The 25,162-nt window shown below is 67.9% G+C and carries 23 protein-coding genes and 2 tRNA genes; 8 read left to right on the top strand and 17 right to left on the bottom strand.

All coding sequences use genetic code 11. From position 1 onward, the window contains the following. Window positions 1–30: 30 nt before the first annotated feature. Genes VHC63_18775 through VHC63_18800 form a run of 6 tightly spaced genes read right to left on the bottom strand, consistent with a single transcriptional unit; the run spans window position 31 to window position 11,790 of the window. Window positions 31–1,332 carry a Mur ligase family protein gene (locus tag VHC63_18775; GenBank protein HVV38660.1) on the bottom strand — a complete coding sequence of 434 codons (1,302 nt, stop codon included), beginning with the start codon at window positions 1,330–1,332 and terminating at the stop codon, window positions 31–33. Beyond that, window positions 1,329–2,699, bottom strand: a complete 1,371-nt coding sequence (locus tag VHC63_18780; protein HVV38661.1) for a class I tRNA ligase family protein — start codon at window positions 2,697–2,699, stop codon at window positions 1,329–1,331. Before VHC63_18780 ends, VHC63_18775 begins: the two co-directional genes overlap by 4 nt. Before the next feature lie 16 nt (window positions 2,700–2,715). Next, window positions 2,716–3,984, bottom strand: a complete 1,269-nt coding sequence (gene clpX, locus VHC63_18785; protein ID HVV38662.1) for an ATP-dependent Clp protease ATP-binding subunit ClpX — start codon at window positions 3,982–3,984, stop codon at window positions 2,716–2,718. Window positions 3,985–3,996: 12 nt separating this feature from the next. After that, a complete protein-coding gene (locus VHC63_18790; protein ID HVV38663.1) occupies window positions 3,997–4,626 on the bottom strand; it encodes an ATP-dependent Clp protease proteolytic subunit in 630 nt (209 codons plus the stop codon). Next, entirely contained in the window at window positions 4,626–5,963 is a 1,338-nt protein-coding gene (gene tig / locus VHC63_18795) for a trigger factor (GenBank protein ID HVV38664.1), read from the bottom strand. The genes VHC63_18790 and tig overlap by 1 nt, the downstream gene beginning before the upstream one ends. A 52-nt stretch (window positions 5,964–6,015) precedes the next feature. Beyond that, the gene (locus tag VHC63_18800; GenBank protein HVV38665.1) at window positions 6,016–11,790 is read right to left on the bottom strand and encodes an ATP-binding protein; all 5,775 of its coding nucleotides are present in this window, start codon (window positions 11,788–11,790) and stop codon (window positions 6,016–6,018) included. Between the two features lie 83 nt (window positions 11,791–11,873). Between VHC63_18800 and VHC63_18805 the strand changes: the two genes are divergently transcribed. Together VHC63_18805 and dusB are read left to right on the top strand one after the other, a co-directional pair. Continuing rightward, window positions 11,874–12,473 carry a Maf family protein gene (locus VHC63_18805; GenBank protein ID HVV38666.1) on the top strand — a complete coding sequence of 200 codons (600 nt, stop codon included), beginning with the start codon at window positions 11,874–11,876 and terminating at the stop codon, window positions 12,471–12,473. Beyond that, a complete protein-coding gene (gene dusB / locus VHC63_18810) occupies window positions 12,464–13,588 on the top strand; it encodes a tRNA dihydrouridine synthase DusB (GenBank protein ID HVV38667.1) in 1,125 nt (374 codons plus the stop codon). The genes VHC63_18805 and dusB overlap by 10 nt, the downstream gene beginning before the upstream one ends. On the opposite strand, the gene VHC63_18815 is transcribed toward dusB, so the two are convergent. Then, window positions 13,575–14,228: a hypothetical protein gene (locus VHC63_18815; GenBank protein HVV38668.1), complete on the bottom strand. Its 654-nt coding sequence runs from the start codon at window positions 14,226–14,228 to the stop codon at window positions 13,575–13,577. The genes dusB and VHC63_18815 overlap by 14 nt on opposite strands. A gap of 27 nt (window positions 14,229–14,255) precedes the next feature. Here VHC63_18815 and VHC63_18820 point away from each other — a divergent pair. Further along, window positions 14,256–14,332 (top strand) — tRNA-Pro (locus VHC63_18820). A gap of 462 nt (window positions 14,333–14,794) precedes the next feature. On the opposite strand, the gene VHC63_18825 is transcribed toward VHC63_18820, so the two are convergent. The 5 genes from VHC63_18825 to VHC63_18845 all read right to left on the bottom strand — a co-directional run bounded on the left by VHC63_18825 (window position 14,795) and on the right by VHC63_18845 (window position 17,218). Then, the gene (locus VHC63_18825) at window positions 14,795–15,040 is read right to left on the bottom strand and encodes a hypothetical protein (protein ID HVV38669.1); all 246 of its coding nucleotides are present in this window, start codon (window positions 15,038–15,040) and stop codon (window positions 14,795–14,797) included. Next, on the bottom strand, window positions 15,037–15,426 hold the full coding sequence (locus VHC63_18830) for a hypothetical protein (protein ID HVV38670.1): 390 nt from the start codon (window positions 15,424–15,426) through the stop codon (window positions 15,037–15,039). The genes VHC63_18825 and VHC63_18830 overlap by 4 nt, the downstream gene beginning before the upstream one ends. After that, a complete protein-coding gene (locus VHC63_18835) occupies window positions 15,426–16,547 on the bottom strand; it encodes a site-specific integrase (protein HVV38671.1) in 1,122 nt (373 codons plus the stop codon). Before VHC63_18835 ends, VHC63_18830 begins: the two co-directional genes overlap by 1 nt. An 88-nt stretch (window positions 16,548–16,635) precedes the next feature. After that, window positions 16,636–16,848 carry a helix-turn-helix domain-containing protein gene (locus tag VHC63_18840; GenBank protein HVV38672.1) on the bottom strand — a complete coding sequence of 71 codons (213 nt, stop codon included), beginning with the start codon at window positions 16,846–16,848 and terminating at the stop codon, window positions 16,636–16,638. A gap of 109 nt (window positions 16,849–16,957) precedes the next feature. After that, window positions 16,958–17,218, bottom strand: a complete 261-nt coding sequence (locus tag VHC63_18845; protein ID HVV38673.1) for a hypothetical protein — start codon at window positions 17,216–17,218, stop codon at window positions 16,958–16,960. A gap of 144 nt (window positions 17,219–17,362) precedes the next feature. Here VHC63_18845 and VHC63_18850 point away from each other — a divergent pair, with 144 nt between their 5' ends. Together VHC63_18850 and VHC63_18855 are read left to right on the top strand one after the other, a co-directional pair. Next, window positions 17,363–18,088 carry a hypothetical protein gene (locus VHC63_18850; protein ID HVV38674.1) on the top strand — a complete coding sequence of 242 codons (726 nt, stop codon included), beginning with the start codon at window positions 17,363–17,365 and terminating at the stop codon, window positions 18,086–18,088. A 325-nt stretch (window positions 18,089–18,413) separates the two neighbouring features. Then, window positions 18,414–18,908 carry a hypothetical protein gene (locus VHC63_18855; GenBank protein ID HVV38675.1) on the top strand — a complete coding sequence of 165 codons (495 nt, stop codon included), beginning with the start codon at window positions 18,414–18,416 and terminating at the stop codon, window positions 18,906–18,908. A 360-nt stretch (window positions 18,909–19,268) separates the two neighbouring features. On the opposite strand, the gene VHC63_18860 is transcribed toward VHC63_18855, so the two are convergent. From VHC63_18860 to VHC63_18880, 5 genes are all read right to left on the bottom strand, one after another. After that, the gene (locus VHC63_18860) at window positions 19,269–19,880 is read right to left on the bottom strand and encodes a hypothetical protein (protein HVV38676.1); all 612 of its coding nucleotides are present in this window, start codon (window positions 19,878–19,880) and stop codon (window positions 19,269–19,271) included. A gap of 217 nt (window positions 19,881–20,097) precedes the next feature. After that, entirely contained in the window at window positions 20,098–20,466 is a 369-nt protein-coding gene (locus VHC63_18865) for a DUF5615 family PIN-like protein (protein HVV38677.1), read from the bottom strand. After that, window positions 20,463–20,693 (bottom strand): DUF433 domain-containing protein, encoded by a 231-nt coding sequence (locus VHC63_18870; GenBank protein HVV38678.1) that lies wholly within the window; start codon window positions 20,691–20,693, stop codon window positions 20,463–20,465. Before VHC63_18870 ends, VHC63_18865 begins: the two co-directional genes overlap by 4 nt. A 238-nt stretch (window positions 20,694–20,931) precedes the next feature. After that, complete coding sequence (locus VHC63_18875; GenBank protein HVV38679.1) at window positions 20,932–23,514, bottom strand: FAD-dependent oxidoreductase; 2,583 nt, start codon at window positions 23,512–23,514, stop codon at window positions 20,932–20,934. Continuing rightward, a complete protein-coding gene (locus VHC63_18880) occupies window positions 23,511–23,966 on the bottom strand; it encodes a cyclic nucleotide-binding domain-containing protein (GenBank protein HVV38680.1) in 456 nt (151 codons plus the stop codon). Before VHC63_18880 ends, VHC63_18875 begins: the two co-directional genes overlap by 4 nt. A gap of 60 nt (window positions 23,967–24,026) precedes the next feature. Between VHC63_18880 and VHC63_18885 the strand changes: the two genes are divergently transcribed. The 3 genes from VHC63_18885 (at window position 24,027) to VHC63_18895 (ending at window position 25,029) form a co-directional block, all read left to right on the top strand. After that, on the top strand, window positions 24,027–24,467 hold the full coding sequence (locus tag VHC63_18885; protein HVV38681.1) for a hypothetical protein: 441 nt from the start codon (window positions 24,027–24,029) through the stop codon (window positions 24,465–24,467). A gap of 20 nt (window positions 24,468–24,487) precedes the next feature. Beyond that, a complete protein-coding gene (locus VHC63_18890; GenBank protein HVV38682.1) occupies window positions 24,488–24,928 on the top strand; it encodes a hypothetical protein in 441 nt (146 codons plus the stop codon). A 24-nt stretch (window positions 24,929–24,952) separates the two neighbouring features. Continuing rightward, window positions 24,953–25,029 (top strand) — tRNA-Gly (locus VHC63_18895). The last annotated feature ends 133 nt before the right edge of the window (window positions 25,030–25,162 follow it).

The following is a 25,162-nucleotide window of genomic DNA, read 5'->3' on the forward strand; positions in this document are numbered from 1 at the left end:
CCCCTTCTCCGAACCGGTACGCGGATTCGGTCAGTGGTGGGTGGCGGCGCCGGCGACGTACAGCGAGCCGGCCACGAGGACGAGGCCGTCGGCGCCGGCGACGAATTTGGCGCGGGCGACGCCCTCGTCGACCGTGCCGGCGACTTCGGCGTTCACCCCGAGGTCGAGCGCCGCGGCGGCGATGGCTTCAGGATCCATGGTGCGCGGCGACGGGGCCGGCACGGCGATGACGAGCTCGGCGCTGGTGGCGCCAAGGGCGTCGAGCAGGCGCTCGGGGTCCTTGCCCTTGCCCTGCAGCATCCCGACGACGAGCACGCGAGGCGACACCGTGGACCACTCTTCGTCGAGGGCGTGCTTGACGGCCGCCGCGCCCATCTCGTTCTTCGTGCCGTCGAGGATCACAAGCGGATTGCGGCCGACGACCTCGAGGCGACCGGGCGACGTCAAGCCGGCGGTGGCGGCGAGGACCAGCTCCTCGTTCAGCGGCCGGTCGAAGAACGCTTCGGTGGCGGCGATGGCGCACGCCAGGTTCTCGGACTGGTGTCCGCCGTGCAGCGGCAGGAAGATCTCGTCGTAGCGCGCTCGCGGCGTGCGCACCGACACGAGGCGCCCGCCGATGGCCACACGATCACTGGTGAGGGCGAAGTCCTCGCCCGCATGGACGATGCTGGCCGCGCCGACCTCACGAGCGCGCTCGTCGATCACGCGGCGGGGACCGTCGTCGACGTATCCGACCACGACGTCCGCGCCGGCTTTGATGATGCCGGACTTCTCGGCGGCAACGTCCTCGGCGGTGTCTCCGAGGAACTCGAGGTGGTCGAGACCGACCGACGTCACGACGGCCACGGCGCCGTCAGCAGCGTTGGTGGCGTCCCACGTTCCGCCGAGTCCGACTTCGATCACCGCCGCATTCACCGCGGTGTCGGCGAAGTGGGCGTACGCCGCCGCGGTCATCAGCTCGAACCACGTGGGGCGCTCGGCGAGCAACGGTTCAAGCCGCGCCAGCTGCCCGATCAGACTGCCGAAGTCGTCGCGGGTGATGGGGACGTCGTCGCGCAGGATCCGTTCGGTGAGCGATACGACGTGCGGGCTCGTGTACGTACCGACCGTGAGGTCGTGAGCCATGAGCAGCCGACCGATGGCGCGGCTCGTCGACGTCTTGCCGTTCGTGCCGGTCACGTGCACGATCGGGTACTGCTGTTCGGGATCTCCGAGCAGGCGCAGCAACTCACGGATCCGCTCGAGCGTGGGCGCGGTCGCCCGCTCCCCCGCCAGCATCTTTTCCATGTTGATGTGCTCGTCGAGGAATTCGACTGCGGCGTCGAAATTCATTCGGCCGCGACGCTCACGAGTTCGTCGTAGGGCACGGCACCGGCGAGGCGCAGCCCGAGGGCGGCGACGGGCAAGGCGAAGCCGGTCACGTCATCGGGGCCTGCGAACACGATCGTGCGGTCGACCTCGACCTTGTCGACGGGCCAACCCGTCAGCGCCAGCGGCCACAGCGCGGCGAGGAAGCGGGCGTCGAGCACGTCGTCGGTGGGCACGAGTTCGCCCATGCACTTGCCACACGACGGCGACGGCTCGGCGGTGACCGCCAGCTGCCCGCAGTCGATGCAACTCGCCGCCGGTACGACCTCGCCCGCCCACACCTGATTCGACAGGCACCAGGCTTCGGCCCGGGCGGCGCGGTCGACGAAGCGTTCGCGCGCCTCGACGTCGTCGATCTGCAACGCGCCCTCACGCACGGCGTCAGCGGCCGCAACCTCGAGATCCGCCGTCCGTAGGAACCAGTGCCAGCCGAGCAACGGCGTGAGCGACGTGGCACAGCGGCCGCAGCGCAACTGGTCGACCGTCTCGGTCACCTCGGAGACGAGCACACCTTCGGCCCGGAGCAAGTCGGCGGCCGCGGCGCGTGCCGCGTAGCGCGCCAGGCCTGCGAGGGGTCCTTCGCTGACGACGACGCCGTCGCGATTGAGCACGGGTACCGGCGCCAGCCCGTGGTGGCGGGCCACGTCGAGCGCGCCCGCCGAATGCGCCGGGATCACAAACCAGGGCTCGTCGCTTTCGTCCGCAATGACAGGGACGTCGCGACCGAGGGGCACGCGCACCGTCGCACCGGCGCTCGGATGCGCGGCGGGTACAGCGACGGCGACCACGCCGGGCAGCAGTTCGAGCTCGACGAGCGCCACTTCGAGTCCGTCGAGGTTGATCACCGCGCGCACCTCGTCGGTGGGCACTGGAGCGGCGTCGGTGGCCTCGACGACCGTTTGGCAACGCGAACAGATGTCGACGACGCGCTCGGAGCGCTCGAGGAGTCCGGCGTCGTACAACCGCACGAACGCGATGCGCGCCGCCCGCAGCACTGCTTCGTCCGCCGTGCGGCCCCCGTCGACGTCGGCGGTGACGCCGGCGTCGCTCAGCGCGTCCCGCAACTCCGCGCGGTGCCGGGCCTCGGAATCGCGGACGCGCTCGACGAAGGACTCGCGGCCGATGACCGTGCGGTCCAACCCCTCGCGCGCCAGATCCACCTCGACGGCGTGCTGTGACGCCAGGTCGCCCTCGAGAGTGCCGACGATCAACTCGGTGTCGCCTTCGGTGTCGAAGCGCCGCTCGGCGGCGGCGCGCGCCGCTGCGAGTGCAACCGCATCGGGCTCCGCCGCCAGTACGGCAGGCGCGACCAACAACCGCGTCAGCGACACGTTGGACCCGGGGAGGTTAGGAAGCCGCGCGCCTTGGCTTGTCCGACGGCGGCACTTCGCTGCGCGGGGTGAGCGTGGGAGCGACCTTGTCGAGGACCACGGCCCGGTCGACGACGCACTTGCCGATGTCGGTGCGGCTCGGCACGTCGTACATGACGTCGAGCAGCACCTCTTCGAGGATGGCCCGCAAACCGCGGGCGCCGGTGCCGCGCAGGAGGGCCTGCTCGGCAACAGCCTCGAGGGCGTCGTGCTTCATCTCCAACTGCACGCCGTCGAGTTCGAACATGCGCTGGTACTGCTTGACCACGGCGTTCTTCGGCTCGACGAGGATCTGGACCAGCGCGTCCTTGTCGAGATTCGACACCGCGCCGATGACAGGCAGCCGGCCGACGAACTCGGGGATGAGGCCGAACTTGAGCAGGTCCTCGGGCTGCACCTGGAGCATCAACTCGCCGACGTCGCTCGACTTGCGATTGATCGTTGCACCGAAGCCGATGCCGGTCTTGCCGATGCGGCTTTCGATGATCTTGTCCATGCCGGCGAACGCGCCGCCGCAGATGAACAGGATGTTGCCGGTGTCGATCTGAATGAATTCTTGATGCGGGTGCTTGCGCCCGCCCTGGGGCGGCACCGACGCCGTGGTGCCTTCGAGGATCTTGAGCAGCGCCTGCTGCACGCCTTCGCCCGACACGTCGCGCGTGATCGACGGGTTCTCGCTCTTGCGGGCGATCTTGTCGATCTCGTCGATGTAGATAATGCCGGTCTCGGCCTTCTTGACGTCGTAGTCGGCGGCCTGGATCAGCTTGAGGAGGATGTTCTCGACGTCTTCGCCGACATAGCCGGCCTCGGTCAACGCGGTGGCGTCGGCGATGGCGAAGGGCACGTTGAGCATGCGCGCCAGCGTCTGGGCGAGATACGTCTTGCCACAACCCGTTGGGCCGATGAGCAGAATATTCGACTTGCCGAGTTCGACCTCGGGGTCGTGGGCGCCGGCCTGCACGCGCTTGTAGTGGTTGTAGACGGCCACCGACAGGATCTTCTTGGCGTGGTCCTGGCCGACGACGTAGTCGTTCAGGAAGGAGAAGATCTCGCGTGGCTTGGGCAGCTCTTCGAACTTGAGCTCGCTCGCCTCCGCCAGATCTTCCTCGATGATGTCGTTGCACAACTCGATGCACTCATCGCAGATGTACACACCGGGGCCGGCGATCAGTTTCTTGACCTGCTTCTGCGTCTTACCGCAGAAGCTGCACTTGACCAGATCGCTGCCGTCGCCGAGTCGCGCCATCGTTTGCTGCTCCTATGCCGCGCCGAGCGCGTGCTCGGAAACGGGAAGACGGGTCGAAATCACTTCGTCGATAACGCCGTAGGCCTGAGCTTCTTCCGCGCTCATGATGAAGTCACGCTCCGTGTCCTTGGCGACACGCTCGAAGGGCTGACCGGTGTCGGCCGCCAGCATCTGGTTGAGCAGGTCCTTCATGCGGAGGATCTCCTTCGCCTGAATCTCGATATCGGTTGCCTGTCCGGCGGCTCCGCCGTAGGGCTGATGCATCAGGATACGGGCGTGGGGCAGCGCGTAACGGCGACCCTTGGTGCCTCCAGCAAGCAGCACGGCTGCAGCCGAGGCCGCCTGGCCGTAGCAGAAGGTGTGAATTTCGTTACCGACGTAGCGCATGGTGTCGTAGATGGCCAGCAGGGCCGTGATCTCACCGCCCGGTGAATTGATGTAGAGCGATATGGGCTTGTCGGCGTTTTCCGACTCCAAGAACAGCATTTGCGCACAAATGAGGTTGGAAATCGTGTCGTCGATCGGCGTGCCGAGGAAGATGACGTGCTCCTTGAGCATGCGGGAGTACAGGTCGTAGGCGCGCTCGCCCCGGCTCGAACTCTCGACGACGGTCGGCACGAGGTAGTTGTAGGTCGGTTCCATTACTCGTTTTCCTCACCATCTGTCTCTGGAGCCGCCGTCAACGCGGCCACATCGATCGGTTGTCCTTCTTCGTCGACTACTTCAGCATTGTCGATCAGCCACTGCAGCGCCTTCGCTTTGGCCAGATCGAGTTTGACCGCCGGCAGGACGCCGTTGGCCTCGAGTTGTTTGCGCAGCTTGGCGGGCTTCTCACCGGCGCTCTCGGCAACCTTCGCCAGTTCCTCGTCGAGTTCGTCGTCGGAGATCTCGATGCCTTCGGCGGCGACGACGGCGCGCAGTGCCAAGTCGACCTTGACGTTGCCGACGGCGTCCTCGCGGTGCGAGGCGAGAAAGTCTTCGGGCGACTGGCCGGTGGCCTCGAGCCACTGCTGGAGCGTTGCGCCCTGATGCGACAAGCGGTGCGCCAGGTCTTCGACGCGGCGTGAGACCTCGCCGTCGATCAGCGCGTCGGGCATGACGTCGACCACCAGGTCGGCGAGCGCCTCGGCAACACCCGATCGCAGCGTCATCTGCGCATTGGCTTTGCGCACCGTGGTCATGCGCTTCACCAGATCGGCGCGCAGTTCCTCGACGGTGTCGAACTCGGAGACTTCGCTCGCCCACTCGTCGGTGACTGCGGGCAGCACCTTCTCCTTCACGCTCTTCACGAGCACCTTGAAGGCGACTTCGCCCTCGTGGCCCGGGACCTCGTGCGTGAACGTGACGACGTCGCCGGCTTTGGCGCCGGTGATCGCCTCGTCGAGACCTTCGACGAGCGTGCCGGTGCCGACCTCGTAGGTGAGATCGGTGGCCTCGAGCCCGGGAACGATCTCGTCGTTTTGCGAACCGTGGATGTCGATGACGACGGCGTCGCCGTTGCGGCAGTCGCGATCGACGTCGTTGAGCTCGGCGCCTTGGTTGCGTAGCCGGTCGATCTGGGCGGTGATGTCGTCCTCGGACGGCTCAGGCCGGGGGACGACCACCTTCAGCGCGTTGTAGCCCGGCACCGTGATGACGGGGCGCACCTCGACGACGGCGTCGAACACCAGCGGGCCGGTCTCCTCGCCCGACGTGATGTCGATGTCAGGCGAGGCGATGGCGTCGGTGTCGGTCTCGCGCAGGGCGGTGACGTAGTACTTCTCCAGCTCGACGCGAATGGCCTCTTCACGCGCCACGCCGGCGCCAAGCTTCGCTTCGAGGACGCGCCGGGGCGCCTTGCCGGGGCGGAACCCGTCGATTTTGACCTCGCGGGCGAGCCGGCGGAACGCCGCGTCGACCGCTTTTTCGAATTCGGCCTCGTCGACCTCGACGGACAGCTTGACTTTGTTGCCCTCGAGGGGTTCAGCGACCGCTTTCATAGGAAGTCAGCAGTGTACTGGCGCGCGGAAGCAATCCCTTTCCTTGGCCTGGTCATGCAGTGGCGACGGCGCGACCCGACACCCATCGCTCCAGCGTCGAGCCCAAGGCGGTCAGGTTCACGGGCTTCGAGACGTAGTCGTCCATACCCGATTCCGTGCAGCGATCGCGGTCTTCGGCCATCGCCAGCGCCGTCATCGCGATGACTGGCGTCCGGTCGGCACCATCGGCCTCCTCTCGGGCGCGCAACTCGCGAGTGGCGGCGAAGCCGTCCATCTCGGGCATGTAGCAGTCCATCAGGACGGCGGCGTACGGGCGCAACCGCAGGGCCTCGAGCGCCTCGGCGCCGTTACCGACGACGTCGCACTCGTAGCCGAGCCGACGGATCATCTCCTTGGCGACCAGCTGGTTGATGGCATTGTCCTCGGCCACGAGGATCCGGCCGCCACGCCGCGGTGGGGTCGCCGGGCGCAGGCTCACCGGTGTGGTCGGCGCCTCGGTCTCAGCCGGCGCGGCGGCGACGCTGACGACGCTAAAGGGAATCTCGACCCAGAAGGTCGAGCCGACCCCGAACTCGCTCTCGACGCCGATCGTGCCGCCCATCGCTTCGGAGAGGCGCGAGCAGATGGCGAGGCCGAGCCCGGTGCCACCGAAGCGGCGCGTCGTCGACGCGTCCGCCTGGGAGAACGGCTCGAACAGGCGCTCGCTGTCCTCAGGGCGCAACCCGACGCCCGTGTCGATCACTTCGAAGCGCAGTTGGGTGCGGCCGTCGTCGAGTACGCCCGTCTTGGCGACGCGCACCCGCACGCCGCCGTGTTCCGTGAACTTGACCGCGTTGGCGAGCAGGTTGAGCAGGATCTGGCGGAGGCGGCCGACGTCGCCGCGGATACTCGTGGGCACGCCGGGCTCACAGCCCCACGTGAGTTCGAGATGCTTCGCCGCCGCGCCGCGCGCCACGAGGCTGGCGACGTCCTCGAGGGCGGCAGGCAGGTCGAAGTCGATGCTCTCGAGCTCTAGCTTGCCCGCTTCGATCTTGGAGAAGTCGAGAATGTCGTTGATGACGCCGAGCAACGCCTCGGCAGACATGCGCACCGCCTCGGCGTACTCGCGCTGCAAATCGGTGAGATCGGTCTCGAGCAACAGCCCGGTGAGGCCGATGACGCCGTTCATCGGCGTGCGGATCTCGTGGCTGGTGGTGGCGACGAATTCGGACTTGAGGCGGCTCGCTTCCATCGCCTTGTCGCGGGCGACGGCGAGCGCCTGCTCGGTGCGCACGCGTTCGGTTACGTCACGGAAGCTCCACACGCGCCCGACGATCTGGTCGCCGATGCGTTGGGGCTTCGAGCCGCGCTCGAACACCCGGCCGTCCTTGAATTCGATCGTGTCGTAACTCTCGGCGCCCGGGGCGGCGTACAGCTCGTTGACTTTCCGGATGAAGTCGTCGGGGTCGACGAGGCGGTCGAGGACGTAACGCGTCGCCTCGTTGTCGTCGCGCCGTTCGAGCACCGACGCCGGAATCCCCCACATCTCGGCGAAGCGACGGTTGTAACTCGTCATGCGCCCGTCGAGATCGACGACGAGGATGCCGTCGATGGTGGCGTCGAGCGCGGCCTCGAGCAGCGACGACGTCACCGTCAGGTCGTCGAGCATCTGGCGCAGTTCGGCTTCGGTGTTGGCGACGTGTTCCATCGCGGCACCAGCGAGGGTGGCGATGAACTCGGCGATGCGGATCTCGTCGGCACCGAAAAGGTCCTCGAATCCGTTGTGGCTGACGTAGACCAGCGCGACCACGTCGCCATCGCGCATCACGGGCGCACACAGCGCCGAGCGCACCCCCGAGAGTTCGATGCTCTCGGAGCTGTCGAGGACGTCGCCGTCGAGCGCGGACAGCGCGACAACAGAACGCTCTTCGACGGCGCGACGCACGATCGTGCGGCTGACGTTTTGCAGCGTGGTCGCGTCGTCGGGCACCGGGAACATCTCGCATTGATCGCCGCGCAACAGCGCCACCGACGCGTGCTTGACCGCGGTGACCACGCCCTCGGCGGTGGTCGCTGCCGCGATCTCGCGCCCTGCCGCCAGCAGCGTGGCGAAGCGGTCCAGCAACGACAGCGACTGCAACGTCCCTTCGACTTCTTCGGTTTCGAGCTTCGCCACCTCGGGCACCAGCAGCGCGAGTTCGGCTTCGGCCGACTCCCGCAGCACGGCGGCCGGCGTGCCGCGCACGTCGACGCCCAGCGACGCCCACGCCCGCAGCGTCAGCAGGCGCTCGTACATAGCGTCTTGCGCTTCGGCCGCGTCGAGGCTCTTGGCCATGAGCCGCTGCGCCGTGCGCGAGCGGCCGCCGATGGCGGCGTAGAGCGCCGCCTCCCGCAGCGCGTGCGGCCAGTTGTTGCGGTAGAAGAACGCGATCCGCCGCGCAGCACGCACGGCGCGCTTGCCCTCGATAAGCGCGGCGCGGCGTTCGCTCAGATCCCACGGCGGCTTCGACTCGGCCAGTTCACGCAGGGCAGTGGCGAGCCACGGCTGCACCGGAGCGATGTACTCCTGGCGCAGGCCGGCGTCGCGCACGATGGCCGCCGCCTTGCGCAGCACCTCGACGGCGCCGGCGTAGTCGTGCTCACCCAGCAGCCGCACCGCGTCGGCCAGGTTGACGTCGGCGTCGGTCTGGGCGTCTTCGAGGCCGTAGTCGAGCTGCGTGCGGATCAGCTCCGCTGGCACTTGGCCCGCCGACGCACGCGACCACGCACTCAGCGCGGCACCCGCGGCGGTCATGTCGCCCATCGCAGTGGCGGTCTCGTGCAGCCGGCGTCCGATGCGCACGGCGTCGTTGAGCTCTCCGAGGCGGTAGTGAGCGAACGCCTTGTTCCACAGCGCGACGTTGGCTTCCCAGCGGTCGCCCGTTTGATCCAGCAACCGGTACGCCTCTTCGAGCTTCTCGATCGCTTCGCGGTAGCGCGACGCGGCGTACAGCGACACACCGTAGAAGTTGAGCGACTGGCCCTGGCCCCATAGGTCGCCGAGGTCGGTGCGGATCTTCAGCGAGCGCTCGACGTACTGAATGCCGCGCTTCAACCACGGCGCCATCGTCATCACCGGCGCGTGTTCGGAGTAGGCCTGCGCCAACTCCAGGGTCGGTGGATAACGCTCCGCCATGTTCATCTCGCGCAAGTGCGCCCACGCGCACGCCACCTTGCCGGCGCTGAACCAGTACACGTAGGCGAGCCGGCTGTAGAGCCGGATGAGGAGGAAGGTACGTTCGGAGCCCTCGAGCGAGCGACGGTTCAGGAACAACCGCGGCGCGATCGAGTGCCCGGCCTGCACGACCACTTCGAACACCAGCGCGCACAGCAGCGCCACTGAATTCTTCGGCAGGCGTCCCCCCAACTCGTTGACGGCCGCTTCGATGTGGGCTCGCGCCGAACGCTGGTCGCCCTTCTTGAACGCGACCTCGCCCAGCTTGCCCATCAGGGCGGCGCGGCGACCGTCGGTCGACGCGTGTTCGAGCGCCGCGGACAGCTTTGCGGCCGCCTCGTCGTACGCGCCCTGCAACGTGAGGACGTCGCCAAGAGACTCGGCCACGCCGGCGCGGTCGGCGTCGGAACCGCCGCTCGTACGCAGCGCGGCTTCGGCGATGCGGTAGTTGCGCAGCGCCACGTCGAGCGAGTGCTGTGCGCGCGCCGTCTCGGCGGCGCGCAGGGCGTACGGCAGCGCCAGGTCGTCGCGGCGCGCCGCGTCAAAGTGGTACGCCAGTTCGAACGTGCGGTCGGCGTCGAGGCTCTCGATGCGCTGCGCGGCCCGCAGGTGCAGGCTGGCGCGTTCGTCGGTGCTGATGCGGCTGAGCAGCGCCTCACGCAGTTTGTCGTGGAGGAAGCGGGCGTGGCCCGTGGTCTCCTCGGGCCACACGATCCGGCGTTGCGCGGCTTCGCTCAGCGCCGACGCGACGGTCACCGAGTCCTGCCGGCACAACTCGGCCGCAAGATTGGCGTCGAACTCCTTGCCGAGGATGGCGCCCACGGTGAGCAGTTCGAGGGTCGTGGGGGCCAGCAACTCGAGGCGGCGCAGCAGGAACAGCGCGGCGCGCCGTGACGTCTGGGCATCGGCGAGACGCACTTCGTCGACGCGCCACCCGCGCGCTTCGTGCACCAGCGCGCCGGTCTCGACCAGGCCGCGCAGGACGGCGGCGGCCATGAACGGACTGCCTTCGGACAGCGCGGCGACGGTGTCGATGGCGGCAGCAGGCAGCGAGCCCGCCATCGACTCGGCGAGGCTCTCGACGTCGGCGACCCCGAAGGCCTGCAGCTTGACGTGGGCGATCGGGTGCCCGCGCCGCAGCGGATGGCTGACGGGGACCTCCTCGGTACGGAAGGCCGCGATGACGATCGTGCGGCACGGCGATTCCGTGGGCCACTCGGCGAGCAGCTTGAGGGTGGAGGCGTCGGCCCACTGGCAGTCGTCGAGTAGCACGACCGCCGGGCGACCGGTCTGGCCGAGCGCCTGCAACAACACGTTGATGGCGGCGATGCTGCGCGTCTCGCCGTAGGCCTCGGGGCCCAGGTTCACCACCGCGTCGATGTCGAAGGTTGCCGCGAGGTCTGGCAGGGCAGCGACCACCGCGTCGGCGCGGTCGCCCACGCGCTCGCGCAGGGCGACGGCGACGTCGGGGTCGTCGACGGCCGCGGCGTTCACCGCCTGCACGAGACCCTCGAGCACCTGGAAGGGCCGCTGCGCGCCCTGGTCGACGCCCTGGCCGCGCAACACCCATGCCGCATTGCCGACCCGCAGTGCCAACTCCTCGAGCAGCCGGGACTTGCCGCCGCCCGATTCGGCTTCGAGCAGCACGAGCCCGCCCTCGCCCGCCGCCGCAACGTCGACGGTATGGGCCAGCAGCGCCAGTTCGGCGGTGCGCCCGACGAACGCGGGCTCGGTGAGGACCGGACGGTTGTCGTGCGCACCGACGACGATGACGGGATCGGGGTTGCCGCGCAGGATGGCGTCGTGGATCTCGCGCAGATCCTCGAGCACCGCGCCCGCCGACTGATAGCGCTCCGCCGGGTCTTTGCGCAGCAGTCGCTGCACGACGGCGTCGAGCGCGCGCGGCACGTCAGCGCGCAACTCACGCAGCGACGGCGGCGCGGCATTGAGGTGCTGACGCAACAGCTGGCCCACATCTTCGGCTTCGAACGGCGCGCGCCCCGCCACGCACTCGAAGAGGACGACGCCGAAGGAGTACAGGTCCGAGCGCTCGTCGACCTCGCGCTCGAGCAGCCCCGCCGCCTCAGGCGCGAGGTAGCGCGCCGTGCCGACGCGGTCGTCGCGCACGTCGAGGTCGAGCGTCGGGCTGCGGGCGAAGCCGAAGTCGATGAGCACGACGCGATCGACGGGCTCGGCCTCGTCGACGATCACGTTGGCCGGCTTCACGTCCCGGTGCAGGATGTTGTGATCGTGCGCCTGCTGGAGCGCTTCGAGCAGATGCATGCCGACGCGCAGCGACGACTCGATGGTCAAGCGGCCGCGGCTGAGTCGTTCGGAAAGGTTGATGCCTTCGACGGCGGGCCGCACCATGTAGAAGCTGCCGTCTTCGCGCCCGGTCGTGACCGGCGCACGGAACGAGCGGCTCTCGAGGCGCCGCAGTACTTCGGCTTCGTGCGCCAGGCGAACCCACGCACGATCCATCCGACCGTCGCTGGCGACGCGCTTGACGATGATCGCTGAACGCGACTCGATATCAACGCCCGCGAACGTCTCAACGCCGGCGCCCGCTTTGAGCAACCGGTCGCAGCGATATCGTCCGCCGAGAAGCGGTCGCGCGAACGCGTCTTCGGCCATATCTTCACCTTTCGGCCGCGTCTCAAATGTTTTGACCACCGGCGGCGCAACTTGGGACCAACGGCCATGCGCGACGATTGGGGATGCCCAGGCGTCGCCTCGTCCTCGCGTCGGCGTCGCCCGCCCGGTTACGCCAGCTGACCATGGCGGGTTTCGCGCCGGAAGTGATCGTCAGCGGGGTGGATGAGGACGACCTAGACCATTTGTCCACTTCTGAACAGGCTCGCGCGCTCGCGGAACGCAAGGCCGAGGCGGTCGCGGCGCGGGTGGAGGCGGCCGACGCCATCGTCGTCGGCTGCGACTCGATACTGGCGTTCGACGGCGCGTCGCTCGGCAAGCCGGCCAGCGCCGAGGAAGCAGTACTGCGGTGGAAGATGATGCGTGGCAATCACGGCGTGCTCACAACCGGCCACTGCGTGATCGACGTACGGACGGGCCGGCGCGCCGCCGACGTGGCGGCGACGCTCGTGCGCTTCGGCACGCCGAGCGACGACGAGATCGCCGCCTACGTGGCGTCGGGCGAACCGCTGGCCGTGGCCGGCGCGTTCACGCTCGACGGACGCTCCGCGCCCTTCGTCGAGGGTGTCGAAGGCGACCCTGGCGCGGTAATCGGCATCTCGCTACCGCTATTCCGTCAACTCTTGGCGGTCGTGGGGATCTCAGTGGTGGACCTGTGGGACTGAGCATCGGGCCCCTCGTCGTCGATCCGCCGGTGGTGCTCGCGCCGATGGCGGGTGTGACCAACACCGCGTTCCGGCGCCTGTGCCGGTGCTACGGCGGCGGGTTGTACGTGAGCGAGATGGTCACGGCGCGCGCGCTGGTCGAGGGCAACCGCAAGACGGCGCGCATGGTGGCCCGCGCCGAGGGTGAGCCCGTTCATTCCGTCCAGCTCTACGGCGTCGACCCCGACGTGATGGGGCGCGCCGTGGCGATCCTGGTCGACGACGTGGGCGTCGACCACGTCGACTTGAACTTCGGCTGCCCCGTCCCGAAAGTGACCAAGCTCGGCGGCGGTGCCGCCCTGCCGCTGCATCACAACTTGTTCACCGCCATCGTCACCGCCGCGGTAGGCGCGGCGGGCGACGTCCCCGTCACCGTGAAGATGCGCGTCGGGGTCTCCGACGAACACATCACCTACCTGCGGGCGGCCCGCGCCGCGGCCGACGCCGGCGTCGCCGCGGTTGCTTTGCACGCCCGCACCGCCGAGCAGCTGTACTCCGGCGTAGCCGATTGGCGCCGCATCGCCGATCTCGTCGCGCTGCTCGACACCACCGGCGTGCCGGTACTCGGCAACGGCGACATCTGGGAGGCGCACGACGCCCGCCGCATGATGGAGGTAACGGGGTGCGCGGGCGTCGTCGTGGGTCGCGGCTGCCTCGGACGGCCCTGGCTGTTCCGCGATCTCGACCTCGCGCTGCGCGGTGAGCCGGTGCCGGCCGCGCCGGCGCTAGCGATCGTCGCCGACACGATGCGCACCCACGCCCGGTTGCTCGCCGAGGACTTCGCCGACGAGGCGTCGGCCGTGCGCGACTTCCGCAAGCACGTCGCTTGGTACCTCACGGGCTATCCGGTCGGTGGTGAGGTGCGGCGGTCGATGGCGCTGGCGTCGTCGCTCGCCGAACTCGACGCCATGCTCGACGCCCTCGACGGATCCCTGTTGCCCCACCCCGACGCGGCGCGCGCCAAGCGCGGCCATACCCAAGGGCCGCGGCCGGTGTCGCTCCCCTACGGCTGGATCGATTCGGCGGAGTCGACGGAGGTACCCGCCGGCGCCGAACTGCTCGTCAGCGGCGGGTGATCTCGGCCACGTTGTGGTCGGCGTCGAAACGCACGATCAGGTCCGCAGCCGCTTCGGCCGGGCGGACTTCGTCGTCGACCACCAGCGCGTTGAGATCGCGCCACACCTGCAGCGCCATCGCGTCGAGCACGTCGGGCTCCATATCCCGGTAGGGATACAGGAACGCCGTCGGGTCGTCTTTGGCCCGGGTGCGGAGTTCTTGGAATCGCGTCAGGTACCACCCGCGCAAAACGTCGGTCGGCGCGTCCAGGTGCACGAGTACGTCGATGCGGTCGCGCACGCCGATGCTGGCGTGGCCGAGGTGCAAGCCGTCGAGGACGACTTCGTGTCCCGTGATGTCGTCGCGGCCCACGACGTCGTAGTGCAAGTGGGAGTACCGCGGCGCGATCGCGTGGCCGTCGTTGGTCACGGCGTCGAGGAAGCCGGCGATCGCCGGCGCGTCGTACGAGTCGGCGTAGCCCTTGCGGTCGCCCGCATCGGGCCGGATGAATCCGTCGGTCGACACTGTCGGCCATCCGAGTGCGGCCGCCACCGCCGCGGCCACCGTCGACTTGCCCACCGCGATGCCGCCGGTGATGCCGACCACGTGCGCGTCACGCTCGCGAACGAGCGCCACGATTTCGGCGACGAGATCGGTCACGCCGTGACAGTACGCTGCAGCTTTCGACGGGACGTGGCGCAGCTCGGTAGCGCACCTGCTTTGGGAGCAGGGGGTCGCGAGTTCAAATCTCGCCGTCCCGACCATATTGGTGCTGGTAGTGAGGCTGTCCGGGCTCATCGATCGCGGTGCGATTCTCGGCCGTGCCCACTACGTGCCCACCAGGATCGGTGTCAGACGCGTCCTCGTGGGCAGTCGAGGTCATCAGCGGTTCATTCGTCGCCGCAGCCTCGACGCACGTAGCTCCCGCCCCGGCGAGCAGATCGCCTTGGCTAATCCAAGGCCTCGATCGCGCGATCGGCGACTGTCGTGCGTCGCCAATCACCGAGCGGCTCGTCAAGTTCCACGAGCCATCCGTATCGCAGAGGGCCGAAGTCGCGTCGCCTAATCAGCGTCGCTGTTCGACCGTTCATTCGAAGCAACCGCGAATACCCGTCGCTCGCGACGATTCGGACCCGTGCGCCAGGGTTGAGCTTCCTGCTGAAGTCCGCACGCTGAACACGCACAGCACGTCGCTTCACCCACCAGAGCACGATGCTGAGGTCTACTCAGGCGACGGTCGCGAGTAACTCGACGGCTGCCGGGTCGTTCCTGTCGAGCTGCACGAAGTGGACCTGTCCGTCGTCGTCTACGGCCGTGATCCGCACGACCGACCAGAAACGAGGCATCCCCGCGATCAATACAGCCCCGACCGTCACCTGTGAGGGGTCGACCGCATCGCGGAGGAGCGTCCAGCAGTGGCCGTCGTCGTCCTCCATGTTGAGGTCGGCGATGAGAGAAATCGGTGGTGTCACTCGGAGCCTCCTTCGACGCTCAGTGGGTTCTTCACGACACGGTGTGCACATCCAAGGATACGACTGACGAGTTGATCGAGGTCGTCGTGGACGATGTCGTAATGCGGCGCCTGCCCTGTGTCCCATAGCGCCAGGCCGTTGTCGAGCAACGATCGGGCGGTGAACAGGACGAGCCACTCGGACTCTCGGAGTCGGGTGATCGACACGATCTCAGCCCACGTGAGGCCGCCGACCTCGGCGAACACGGACACGCCGTAGAACCCGTAGACCTCGTAGTTCCTGAGCGCGCCGAAGGAGAGCGAATCCGGATCGAGCAGGTCGCCTCGGATGACGAATGCCGCGTCGTCGGGGACCGATTCGCCGCGGCGCTGGCGCTGCTTCGGCATCAGCGCTCAACTCCGGTAGAAGGCTCCACGTCGCCGAAGCGTTCGAGGTAGCGGACGATGTCGGCGTCCTGGCCGTCGATGACGTGCTGGTAGCGCAGCGCCGCGTCCGCCGACGCGTGACCGATGCGCGCCATCAACGCCTTCAGGCTCGTTCCGCTCGCGGCGGCGAGTGTCGCCGCGGTGTGGCGCAGGTCGTGGAAGCGCAAGCCGCTCACGCCGACGGCCTTCGTTGCCGGCTCCCATACGCGGCGGCGGAAGTTGCTGCGGCGCAAAGGCTCGCCGTCGGTGCTCGGGAACACGAGGCCGTCCGGCCCGCGCAGCGCGTAGTTGTCGATGTGCGCAGCGAGCGAGTCGGCGACGAACGACGGGATGCCGATGGTGCGCTTGCCGGCCGCGGTCTTCGGCGGACTGAACGAGAGCGTGCCGTTGACCTCGCCGAGCTTGCGCCTCACCGTCAGGGTGTTGGTCTCGAGGTCGACATCGCACCGCCGTAGCCCGGCGAGTTCGCCCCACCGCAGTCCGCTGTAGGCGGCGGTGAGCACGAGGGCTTCCCAGCGCGGCCCGACCGCGGCCGCGAGTGCCGCAACCTCGTCAGGTGTCGCCACGGACATCTCGGCGTGACGCTCAGTGCCGGCGCCCTTGAAGGTGCAGGGCGAGCGGGCGATCAGGCCGGCGTCGACGGCACCCTCCATCACGCCACTGAGGACGCGGTACGCCTTGGCGACGGTGTTTGGGCTCAGATCAGTCGCGTGGAGGTCGGCTAGCCAGGCCTGGACGGCGGCTGGCGTGATCCGGCCGACGTCGGTCTTGCCGAAGCGCGGGACAACGTGACGCCGCAATAGATAGCGGTACAGATCCTCGGTCGCGGGCGCAAGGCGCGGCGCCTTCGTGGCCAGCCAGCGGTCGGCCCACTCGTGGAACGCCACCTCGCCGAGCCGCGGGTCGTGCCAGTCGCCGCGCGCCATGTCGGTCTCGGCGGCCGACAGCCAGCGTTGCGCGTCGCCTCTGGTGGCGAAGGTGTTGGGCGCGCCGATGCGGTCGCCGGCGGAGTCCCAGTAGCGCGCCTGCCAGCGCCCGGATTGAAGTCGACGAACTGAGCCGAAGCGACGCCGTGCCGTCACGGTCGAGCCTCCTGATACGTGGAGTCATCGAGGCCGAGTGAACGGCGAGGCCCGTCGGGCAATCGCAGAATACGCCCGCGGTGTGACGTCATCGCCTCGCGTCAGCGGCGCTCCGGTTGTGGTCGAGCCACGCCGCGATCTCGTCGGAGTCGAAGCGGATCAGGTGACCCCACTTGATGAAGGGGATGCGGCGCTCGGCGATGAGGCGGCGGACGTGGCGGACGTTGACGCCGAGGTGCTTGGCGACGGCGGGGATGTCGAGCAGCTCGGGGAGCTGGCGTCTTGGATGGGCGATGGTCACGGCGCTCCTTCGTGGTTGGCCTGTAATCACATCCACGTACGATCCGGCACCGCGAAGCGCGACGCGTACCGCGTGCTGTGTCACACAGCGGGCTGGTCGCGGGGCAGCATCACCCGTTGTCAACCTTGCGCGTCAAGGCGTCGGCCGCGCTGTGTGACACAGCATCCCTGGTACGGCGCTTGACGCCGTGGAAGCGCTCGTGCGCTGCTTGTCGAGTGATGCCAAAGGCCGCGCCGATGTCAGCCCAGCTCGCGCCGCAGTCGTGGGCCTCGAGGACGTACGAGATCGCTTGGCGCCTGCACTCGATCGCATGCTCCTCGGATTGACGAGCGAGCACGAGCAAGCGCGCGGCCCTTTCGGTGGTCTTCACACGGCTCTCCCGACGTGATCGGTCGATCTAGGAGAACCGATGCCGGTTCCGAGCTGCACGAATTATCGCGCGCCTTCGCGCTTTTCGGTCACCGATCGTACGTGGATGTAGTGCAGCCATTCCCGAACCCGCGAGGTGCCATCGATGACCGAACCGCTCTACCCGCGTCAACAACACAGCAACGACTTGAAGAACGACACAGACTTGCCATTACCGCGTAGCGGCAATGGCGGAAACGAGTCGCGCGCGTCAAACGTGCCGGCGCAGCCAACCGCTGCTGAGCTGATGGCGGCGCTCGACGACGCCCTGCTCGTGCCCGACGGCCCGCCACTCCACGAAGTCGACCCGCAGACGGTCCTCGACTGGGCAGAGCGAGCAAGCGAGCGGCTGCTCTTCCGTCGCGATCGAGTGCGACTGGTCCGTGACGTGCTCCGCGTCCTGGACGACGAGTGGCGCTCGGCCTACGCCGCCGACCAGCTCCGCCAACAGATCGAGGCGCGCGAACGAGACCGGATCGCGCGCGCCCAGGGCACGTACTGGCAGCGTCGCGACAGCTACCGATCGGCGGAGCAGGCGACGCATGTTGTCGTGGACCGCGGGGCCTGGGGCCGGGCCAAGGCCGTAGCCGTGGCACGCCGGACCACCGTCGGTGTCATCGTCGGGGACCTAGTTGCTGCTGAGGTCCGTCGCCCCCGCCCACGCCGCACGCACCCCGGCGAGTCCGAGACCCGGGTCTTCGCCCGCATCACGATCACGAAGGAAACCTGGGCGATCTTCCGGTCCCTCGCCAGCCGCAATCACACCACCGCCGAGCGCGCCCTTGGTTCGCTCGTCGAAGCAGCGTTCCCGCAAGATCGGGCGGGAAGGTGAGCCGCTGCGCTGGCGGACCACTTCGGCATAACGCAGGTCGGCCGCGTCGGCGAGAGCTCTGGCCGCAGCAATCCGCCGCCGTTATCTCGTGCGATAACGGCAACTCTGTGCCGTTCCGCTGAGAGATCGATCACCGCGCTGAGTGCAGGCGCCGAACGCGATTTGGGCGAGGTCGTCCGTCCGGTCGAAGACTTGGTCGCTGAAGCGGACTTGGTCCGGCGGCGTCAGGACACGGTGACCTCCTGTGGGTGCGGTTGACACTTCATCCACGTACGACGCGCGACGGAAAGTCGCGACGCGCCGGCCGCGCTCTATGGTCATCGGCATGGCCAAGACCTGTCGGCCACCAACCGAACAAGACGCCGCCGAAGCCAAACGAGTCGTGCTCGAGGGCCTGGCCCGCGGCGACGATGTTCCCGGTCTCGCGACGCAGCTCGCTCCGCTACACCCGAAGAACAACACTTTCCCCGGCGAGGTTCTGCTCAACCTCGGCGCCGACGCAATCGACCTCGCGGGCGCGTCCCGCGACGAGCCGCTCGCCTACGAAGGAGTTCGTGAACGATTTCTCCCGGAGTGCGAATTCTTCGGCCGCGACGACCGCAAGCTGCGTTACGCGTTGCTCGCGGTTGCTGCAGTTCGCGGCGGCGTCGAACTTGACCTCCTCGATGAAGTCATCTGGTGGCAGACCGACGACCTCTGGTACTACGCACTTTGCGCCTGCGTCGCCTGGATCCGCGCCGCTGCCGACCGCGCCGGGCTGTCCATCAAGATCGCGTGCGAGCGGCTCGCCGCCGACGACGGGATCGACCTCGGGGCGTAACTCGCAGTCACGGCGGCTCCGCGGAGCCGGTCTGGCATCCCCATGCACGTGCGCATAACGGCACATAGCGCGTAGGGGGTATCGCAGCCTGCGCCCACAGATATGCCACGAGAACGATTTGTGCGCTCGGACTATCGCCTTCGAGCGCGCCATTCCGCGAAACCCGCCAGCGCTAGTCCACCTGCGACAGTGGCAAGCGCCACCACCGGTCCGTACCTGAGCCAGCTGAGCGCCGTCCAGAGCGTCGCGGCCGGAACCCACGCCCAGTGAATGTGAAGACGCTTCACGACGAAATAGTCGCGCGAGCCACGCTCGGGATCGGCATGTCTGCTCGCTGAGCCGGTCGCGTTAGGACGCGGGTTAGCCGACCAGGACGTCGAACGGCCACGGCCGGACGTCTCTGAAGCGTTCCAACTGTTCGCTGATTTGGGCATCGCTGACACGCTCCGTGACCCCCGGCGCAATTTGAGCCCGGATCAGCGGCACCAGCTCGTCATCAGGCGGATGGTGCTCACCGTGAATCGGCCGGCCATCGAAGTAACGGGGATCGCTTCGGCCTAGCACCCGGTGAATGGCGAGATCAACGTTCATCTTGTCGCCCGACCAGTGGTCGCCCGGTGGGTAACGGTGGAACATCGGCGAGGCCCTAAGCGCGTCGACCAACGCGGCCAGGCGACTCGGGTCAGTCAGACCGGGCCGGGCTTGGTCCGTGGCGGCGACATACTTTGCGAGCGCGGGCGCTTCTCGGAACGCGAAGTGGAACGGCGTCCTTAACGATGCCGGGATCTTCGCTTCCGATGCGGGCCACCCGACTTGCCGCGACTCGCCCGGCGCCGGGTCGTAGTCGCTAACCACGACAGCGGCACTGCTGGTCCGCGAACCTGGATAGCCGCGGATGGTCCAGCCTCTGGATGGTACGGCCACGTCATTGAGGGCTTCCCAGCGGTGAAGGCGCTCGTCGGTTCGAGACACGACCACGAGCCCGTCTGGATCGAAACGAAGGCGACCGCGCTTCCGATCAGGTCGGAGCCATAACCGGTCGCCAACGATTGCGAGGCCTCCCCACGATCTACGCCCCGCGCCGCTCACGCAATCGACGCTATTCGGCGACGAGCTACGCCAAGGCTCGCTAAAGGTCCGTGCCCGTATTCCAACGGAGGTAGACCCACGCATACCGGATATGGCGCTGTCAGGCGATTGGCAGCGGGCGAATGCGCAGGCGGCCGTCGCCGATGACAACAACCGCTCCTGCGGTCAGGTCGTCGGTGACTTGGTCGAGATTCGCCAAGATGAGTTGGACCTGGTTGAGCGGCCGGCGGGTGACTTCGCCACGGAGCAGGATGACGCTCGGAACCGAGGAGCCCGAGCGCGCGATCAACGCGCCGAAGTCGGTGTCGATGGTGATGAGCACGCAGCCGTCGGAGACCGCGCGCTCAAGGATCTGCTGATCCGACCGACTGGTGAGGCCCACGTCGTAGACGTGCGCAGCTTCGTGGCCCGCGGCGCCGAGTTGTTCTGCGAGGAGCGGCGAGACGCTCTCGTCAACGAGGAACTTCAAGCGCCCTGACGGAGAGGCAGCTCGCGCTCGCGCACGGCTTCGGCCGCGTACTCAAGCGCTTGCCGAATGTCGCCACGCTCGAGATACGGATATGCCTCGAGAATCTCTTCCGTCGTCATGCCTTCGGCGACCATGCCGACGACGGTCGCGACGGGAACGCGCAGCCCGCGGATGCACGGTACGCCGCCCATCTTGTCGGGCTCGATGGTGATCCGGTCGTAGCGCATCGGCCACAAGGTTACGACCGCGTCGCGGGCGACGTGGTCCGTGCCCACTACGTGCCCACCACACCGGACAACTGCGGCTACGGAACGGTCTCCACGGTCAACGAATACAGCGGTTGACCAGCGGAGATGCCGCTAAGGCAAAGTAGGAGCGCGGTAGCGCACCTGCTTTGGGAGCAGGGGGTCGCGAGTTCAAATCTCGCCGTCCCGACCAAACGAAACAGCCGGACAGGTGGCCGGGTCAGTCGAACGTCGACCAGTCGCCCTGCGCCAGCTGGGCGCGGGCGTCGGTGACGTCGCGGCCGTCGCGCACAGCGTCCTGCACGCCGGCCGACAGCAGCGGGTAGCCGACGACGATTGCGCCGGCGACGCGGCCGTCGTGCAGCACGAGCTTGCGGTAGCCGTTGGTGTCGTCGGCGACGACGATCTCCTCGTCGCCCTCGACGGCGTTGATGCGGCCCGCCGACATGACGTCGAATCCCTCGACCTTGAGGATGGTGGCGATGGGCCGCGCCGCGTATGGCTCGCGCGCACCCAGCGCGTTGCGCGCCGCCACCTCGCCTTGGTGCGCCGCGTCGGGCCACAGGCCGCGCATGCCGCTCGTCGGCTGCGCGGCATCGCCCACGGCGAAGATGTTGGGGTCGTCGGTGCGCAGGAACTCGTCGACGACGACGCCCCGGTCAACGGTCAATCCCGCTTCCTGCGCCAGCGCGGTTGACGGCGCGTTGCCGGTGCAGACCAGGAGCATGTCGGCGGCCACGGCGCGACCGTCGAGCAGTCCGACACCTTCGACGTCGCGCTCGCCCGTGACGCTCGCTAGTTCGGCGTCGGCGAGCACGTCGATGCCCAGGTTCTCGAGATACGTGCGCAGCAACGTGGCCGCGGCGGCGTCGAGTTCACGCCCGAGGAGGTACGGGCCGCGGTTGAGCAGCGTCACCGCGAGCCCCATCTTGTGCACGGCGTACGCCGATTCGATGCCGAGCAGCCCGCCGCCGGCGACCACGACACGGTGCACCTTGTCGTGCTGCGCGTAGGCCCGAACCGCGATGGCGTCGTCGGCGTCGCGCAACACGAAGCAGCCGGCGAGATCGATGCCCGGTATGCGTGGTCGTGCCGCACTGGCGCCCGTGGCCAGGATCAGGCGGTCGTAGTGCAGCTGCTCGCCCGTCGCCAGCTGGACGACTCGTGCCTCGCGGTCGAGCCGGCGCGCCCGGGTGTTGAGCCAGCAGGTGACGTTGTGCTTGTCGTACCAGTCCTCGGGCAGCAGGAACAGGCCGTGCATGGCCGAGCGGCCGTAGACGAGCCGCGTGATCGCCATGCGGTTGTACAGCCGGCGCGGTTCGGCGGCGACCACGTGCAGTTCGCAGTCGGGGTTGAGCCGCCGCAGGTGGTCCACGGCCGACGACCCGCCGATGCCGTTGCCGATGACGACGACGGAGCGGACCGTGTCGTCGAGCTCGAAGCCCGCAGGTACTTCCGGCACTGGGCCGGCGTCGGCGCTCTGCGCGTCGAGCGAGACGCGGCAGTCGCCGTTGACCCGGGCCATGCACGCCATGCGCGTCGCCCCACCGAGACCCAACCGGGCGATCGTGTCGGCCTCCTGGGTCCGCAGCGGCGAGAGGCTGTCGCCACCGTCGAGCACGGCGACGGGATCGGATCCACACACGCCCATGCGGCAGCCGGCCTCGATCGACAAGCCGGCGCGCTCGACCAGTTCGAGCAACGAGGTGCCCACGGGTGCCGCGACCGTCACCCCTTCCGGTTCGATGTCGACGACGGGTTCGCCCGCCGCCTCGCGCCGCCTCGCCGTGACCGCTTCGACGGGAATGACGGCGTGCGCCGGCGCGACCTCGCGCAGGTACTCCTTCTCCTTGGCGAAGGTGCGGGAAAGCCACACGACACTCGCCGCGCCGACGGCCGCGCGACCGGTCCACACGAGCGCGAATGGCGCGCCACCGACGACGATCGGCAGGACGTGCCAGTAGAAGAGGTTGATGGCGAGCGCGGCGAACAGTGCCGTCGTGCGGTGCGAGCCGAGCGGGCCGAACGTGTCGAGGAGCACGAACACCGCGAGGCTTACCGCGATGAACACCCCGTAGCGGGTGTAGATGTGCTGGACGGCGGCGCCGTCGTGAAGCGAGAAGAACGCCACGATGAAACCCGGGAACCCACCGGCGAAGACGGCGCGGTAGCCGCGGTAGCGCTTGTCGTCGTCGTCGAGGTCGGCGAGTTTGGCGACCTTCGGGTTGAAGTCGTAACAGTTCTTGGCGCAGCCGACGCACGGTTTGCAGTAGCGGTTGGCGCTCAACACGAACGGCGTCTCGCCGTACAGCCGCTGCACCGGCAGCAGCGGACACACGCTGCTGCACCAGCCGGCCTTGCCCTTGAAGGCGAGGCCACCGGTGAACGCCAGCGCGATGACGGCGAGCAGGAGCAATGCCGTGGCCGGCCCGTTGGTGTCGAACACGACGCGCCGCAGCGAGATCAACACGACGAACGCCACGAGACCGATGGCGTAGGTGGTGCGCAGCATGGCGTCGGGCAGCGCCTTGCCGCGAGTGATGCCAAGACCGCGCGGCACCTGATTCGCCGCCGCCAGCGGGCAGAGGTTGCGCCACAAGCCCGGCACGATCAGCCAGACCGCCGGCAGCACCGGCACCGTGAACCGCCAGAAGATCGTGAGGCCGAGGTGCGGCTTGACGAACAGCAGCGCGCACAGCACCAGAAACGAACTCACACTGATGATGCGACCGACGACCCACACGCGCTCGGGCACGCGCCGGCGCATTTGCAGGTAGTTCGGAAACGCCACGGCGGTGTTCACAGCCGCTGTTCGATAGCGCGCAGACGGCTCGCCATCAGCGAGCCCAGGTCGAGCAGCAGGGCGCGGCCGAGTTCGGGATGGCGCGCCGTCAACAACTCCCATTCGTCGTAGCCCAAGCGGAGCAACTCGCCGTCGGAGAGGGCCCGAACCGTCGCCGACCGCGGTCGGCCATCGAAGAACGCCACTTCGCCGAACACGGCGCCGGTCTCCATGATCCCGGTGCGCTTGGTACCGCGACGCCCGGCGACGAGTACCTCGACGGTCCCGTCGCTCAAGACGTACAGCGAGCGATCGCTCTCCCCCGCCTCGAGGATCGTGTCGCCCTGGCGGAAGCGCCGCCGCTCCATGGCGGCGATCAGTGTTTCCCAGTCCTTGGGGTCCCGACCGGCAAACAACACGAAGCCCGAGTGGTGAGACTCGGTCGGGTTGCCGTAATCGAAAAACGAACTCACTGCGAGAGGCCTACTGCTGTCATCGGGCGCCTTGTTACACCCCTGGCGTACAACGAACGAATGAAACGCTGCTCGCGCTGCGGCGAAGAGAAACCCCTCACCGAATTCTCCTGGAAGGACAAGGAGAAAGGCTGGCGCAAAAGCCATTGCAAGGCGTGCGTGCGGATGAAGAGCCGGGCGCACTACGCCTCGAACAAAACGTCGTACGCCGCACGAATTAGGCGCTACAAACGACGCAAGCGCGCGGACCGGCTCGACTTTCTCGTCCGGTATCTCGAGACGCACCCGTGCGTCGACTGCGGCGAGACCGATCCGCTCGTGCTGGAGTTCGACCATCTGCGCGACAAGCGTTTCAACATCGGCGGAGAGTTCCTATGGCGAACGTGGGACGAGGTTCTAACCGAACTCGATAAATGTGAAGTGCGCTGCGCGAATTGCCACCGACGACGTACAGCTGCTCGTGGCGGATTCCGTCGCCTCGTCCTCGGGACAGAGCAGTGAAGCGCTGTTCGATGTGTGGAATGGAGAAGGCGCTCAACGACTTCATGTGGAGTCGCAAGGCGGAAGGCAAGCGAGATTCGTACTGCCGTCCTTGCCGCGCCGAGTACAAGAAGGCGCACTACGCCGCCAACAAACGGCGTTACCTGGCGAACGCCACGGCCATGACGAAGAAGCTCCTCGACCAAAGGGTCATGTGGCTCCTCGACTACTTCGCAACGCATCCGTGCGTTGATTGTGGCGAAGCCGACCCGATCGTCCTCGACTTCGATCACCTGCGAGATAAGTCGTTCACAATCAGCACTGCACTCCACTACAAGAGCATGAAGGCAATTCTGGCGGAAATCGAAAAGTGCGAAGTCAGGTGTGCGAACTGCCACCGACGACGGACCGCCAGAACGGGCGGGTTCGCTCGCGTGATGTTCGTCGGCTGGAACCGGCTTGCTTTGCGGTTCGGAGACTGACCAATCGCTAACCTGGGCAGCCGCGCGGGTGTAGCTCAATTGGCTAGAGCGCGACCCTTCCAAGGTTGAGGTTGCCGGTTCGACCCCGGTCACCCGCTCCAGTCTTGGCGCAGTTGTGCTCCCCAAGGGCAATAACTGCGCCAAGAGTTGTTACGACACGGCTGCGGTTGAGCGTGCCTTCAGCGGCCACGCTGTCCAGGCCAGCCACACGCCGATGGCGATGCAGGCGAACAC

The sequence above is a fragment of the Acidimicrobiales bacterium genome (assembly GCA_035546775.1).
Taxonomy (GTDB): domain Bacteria; phylum Actinomycetota; class Acidimicrobiia; order Acidimicrobiales; family JACCXE01; genus JACCXE01.

Bases quoted from the DNA above. Each gene is read 5' to 3' on its own strand.
- VHC63_18855 (HVV38675.1), top strand. From the start codon at position 18,414: ATGGCCAAGACCTGTCGGCCACCAACCGAACAAGACGCCGCCGAAGCC.
- VHC63_18830 (HVV38670.1), bottom strand. From the start codon at position 15,426: ATGCCGAAGCAGCGCCAGCGCCGCGGCGAATCGGTCCCCGACGACGCG.
- VHC63_18805 (HVV38666.1), top strand. From the start codon at position 11,874: ATGCCCAGGCGTCGCCTCGTCCTCGCGTCGGCGTCGCCCGCCCGGTTA.
- clpX (HVV38662.1), bottom strand. From the start codon at position 3,984: ATGGCGCGACTCGGCGACGGCAGCGATCTGGTCAAGTGCAGCTTCTGC.
- VHC63_18775 (HVV38660.1), bottom strand. From the start codon at position 1,332: ATGAATTTCGACGCCGCAGTCGAATTCCTCGACGAGCACATCAACATG.
- VHC63_18870 (HVV38678.1), bottom strand. From the start codon at position 20,693: ATGCGCTACGACCGGATCACCATCGAGCCCGACAAGATGGGCGGCGTA.
- tig (HVV38664.1), bottom strand. From the start codon at position 5,963: ATGAAAGCGGTCGCTGAACCCCTCGAGGGCAACAAAGTCAAGCTGTCC.
- VHC63_18800 (HVV38665.1), bottom strand. From the start codon at position 11,790: ATGGCCGAAGACGCGTTCGCGCGACCGCTTCTCGGCGGACGATATCGC.
- VHC63_18790 (HVV38663.1), bottom strand. From the start codon at position 4,626: ATGGAACCGACCTACAACTACCTCGTGCCGACCGTCGTCGAGAGTTCG.
- VHC63_18885 (HVV38681.1), top strand. From the start codon at position 24,027: ATGAAACGCTGCTCGCGCTGCGGCGAAGAGAAACCCCTCACCGAATTC.
- VHC63_18890 (HVV38682.1), top strand. From the start codon at position 24,488: ATGGAGAAGGCGCTCAACGACTTCATGTGGAGTCGCAAGGCGGAAGGC.
- VHC63_18850 (HVV38674.1), top strand. From the start codon at position 17,363: ATGACCGAACCGCTCTACCCGCGTCAACAACACAGCAACGACTTGAAG.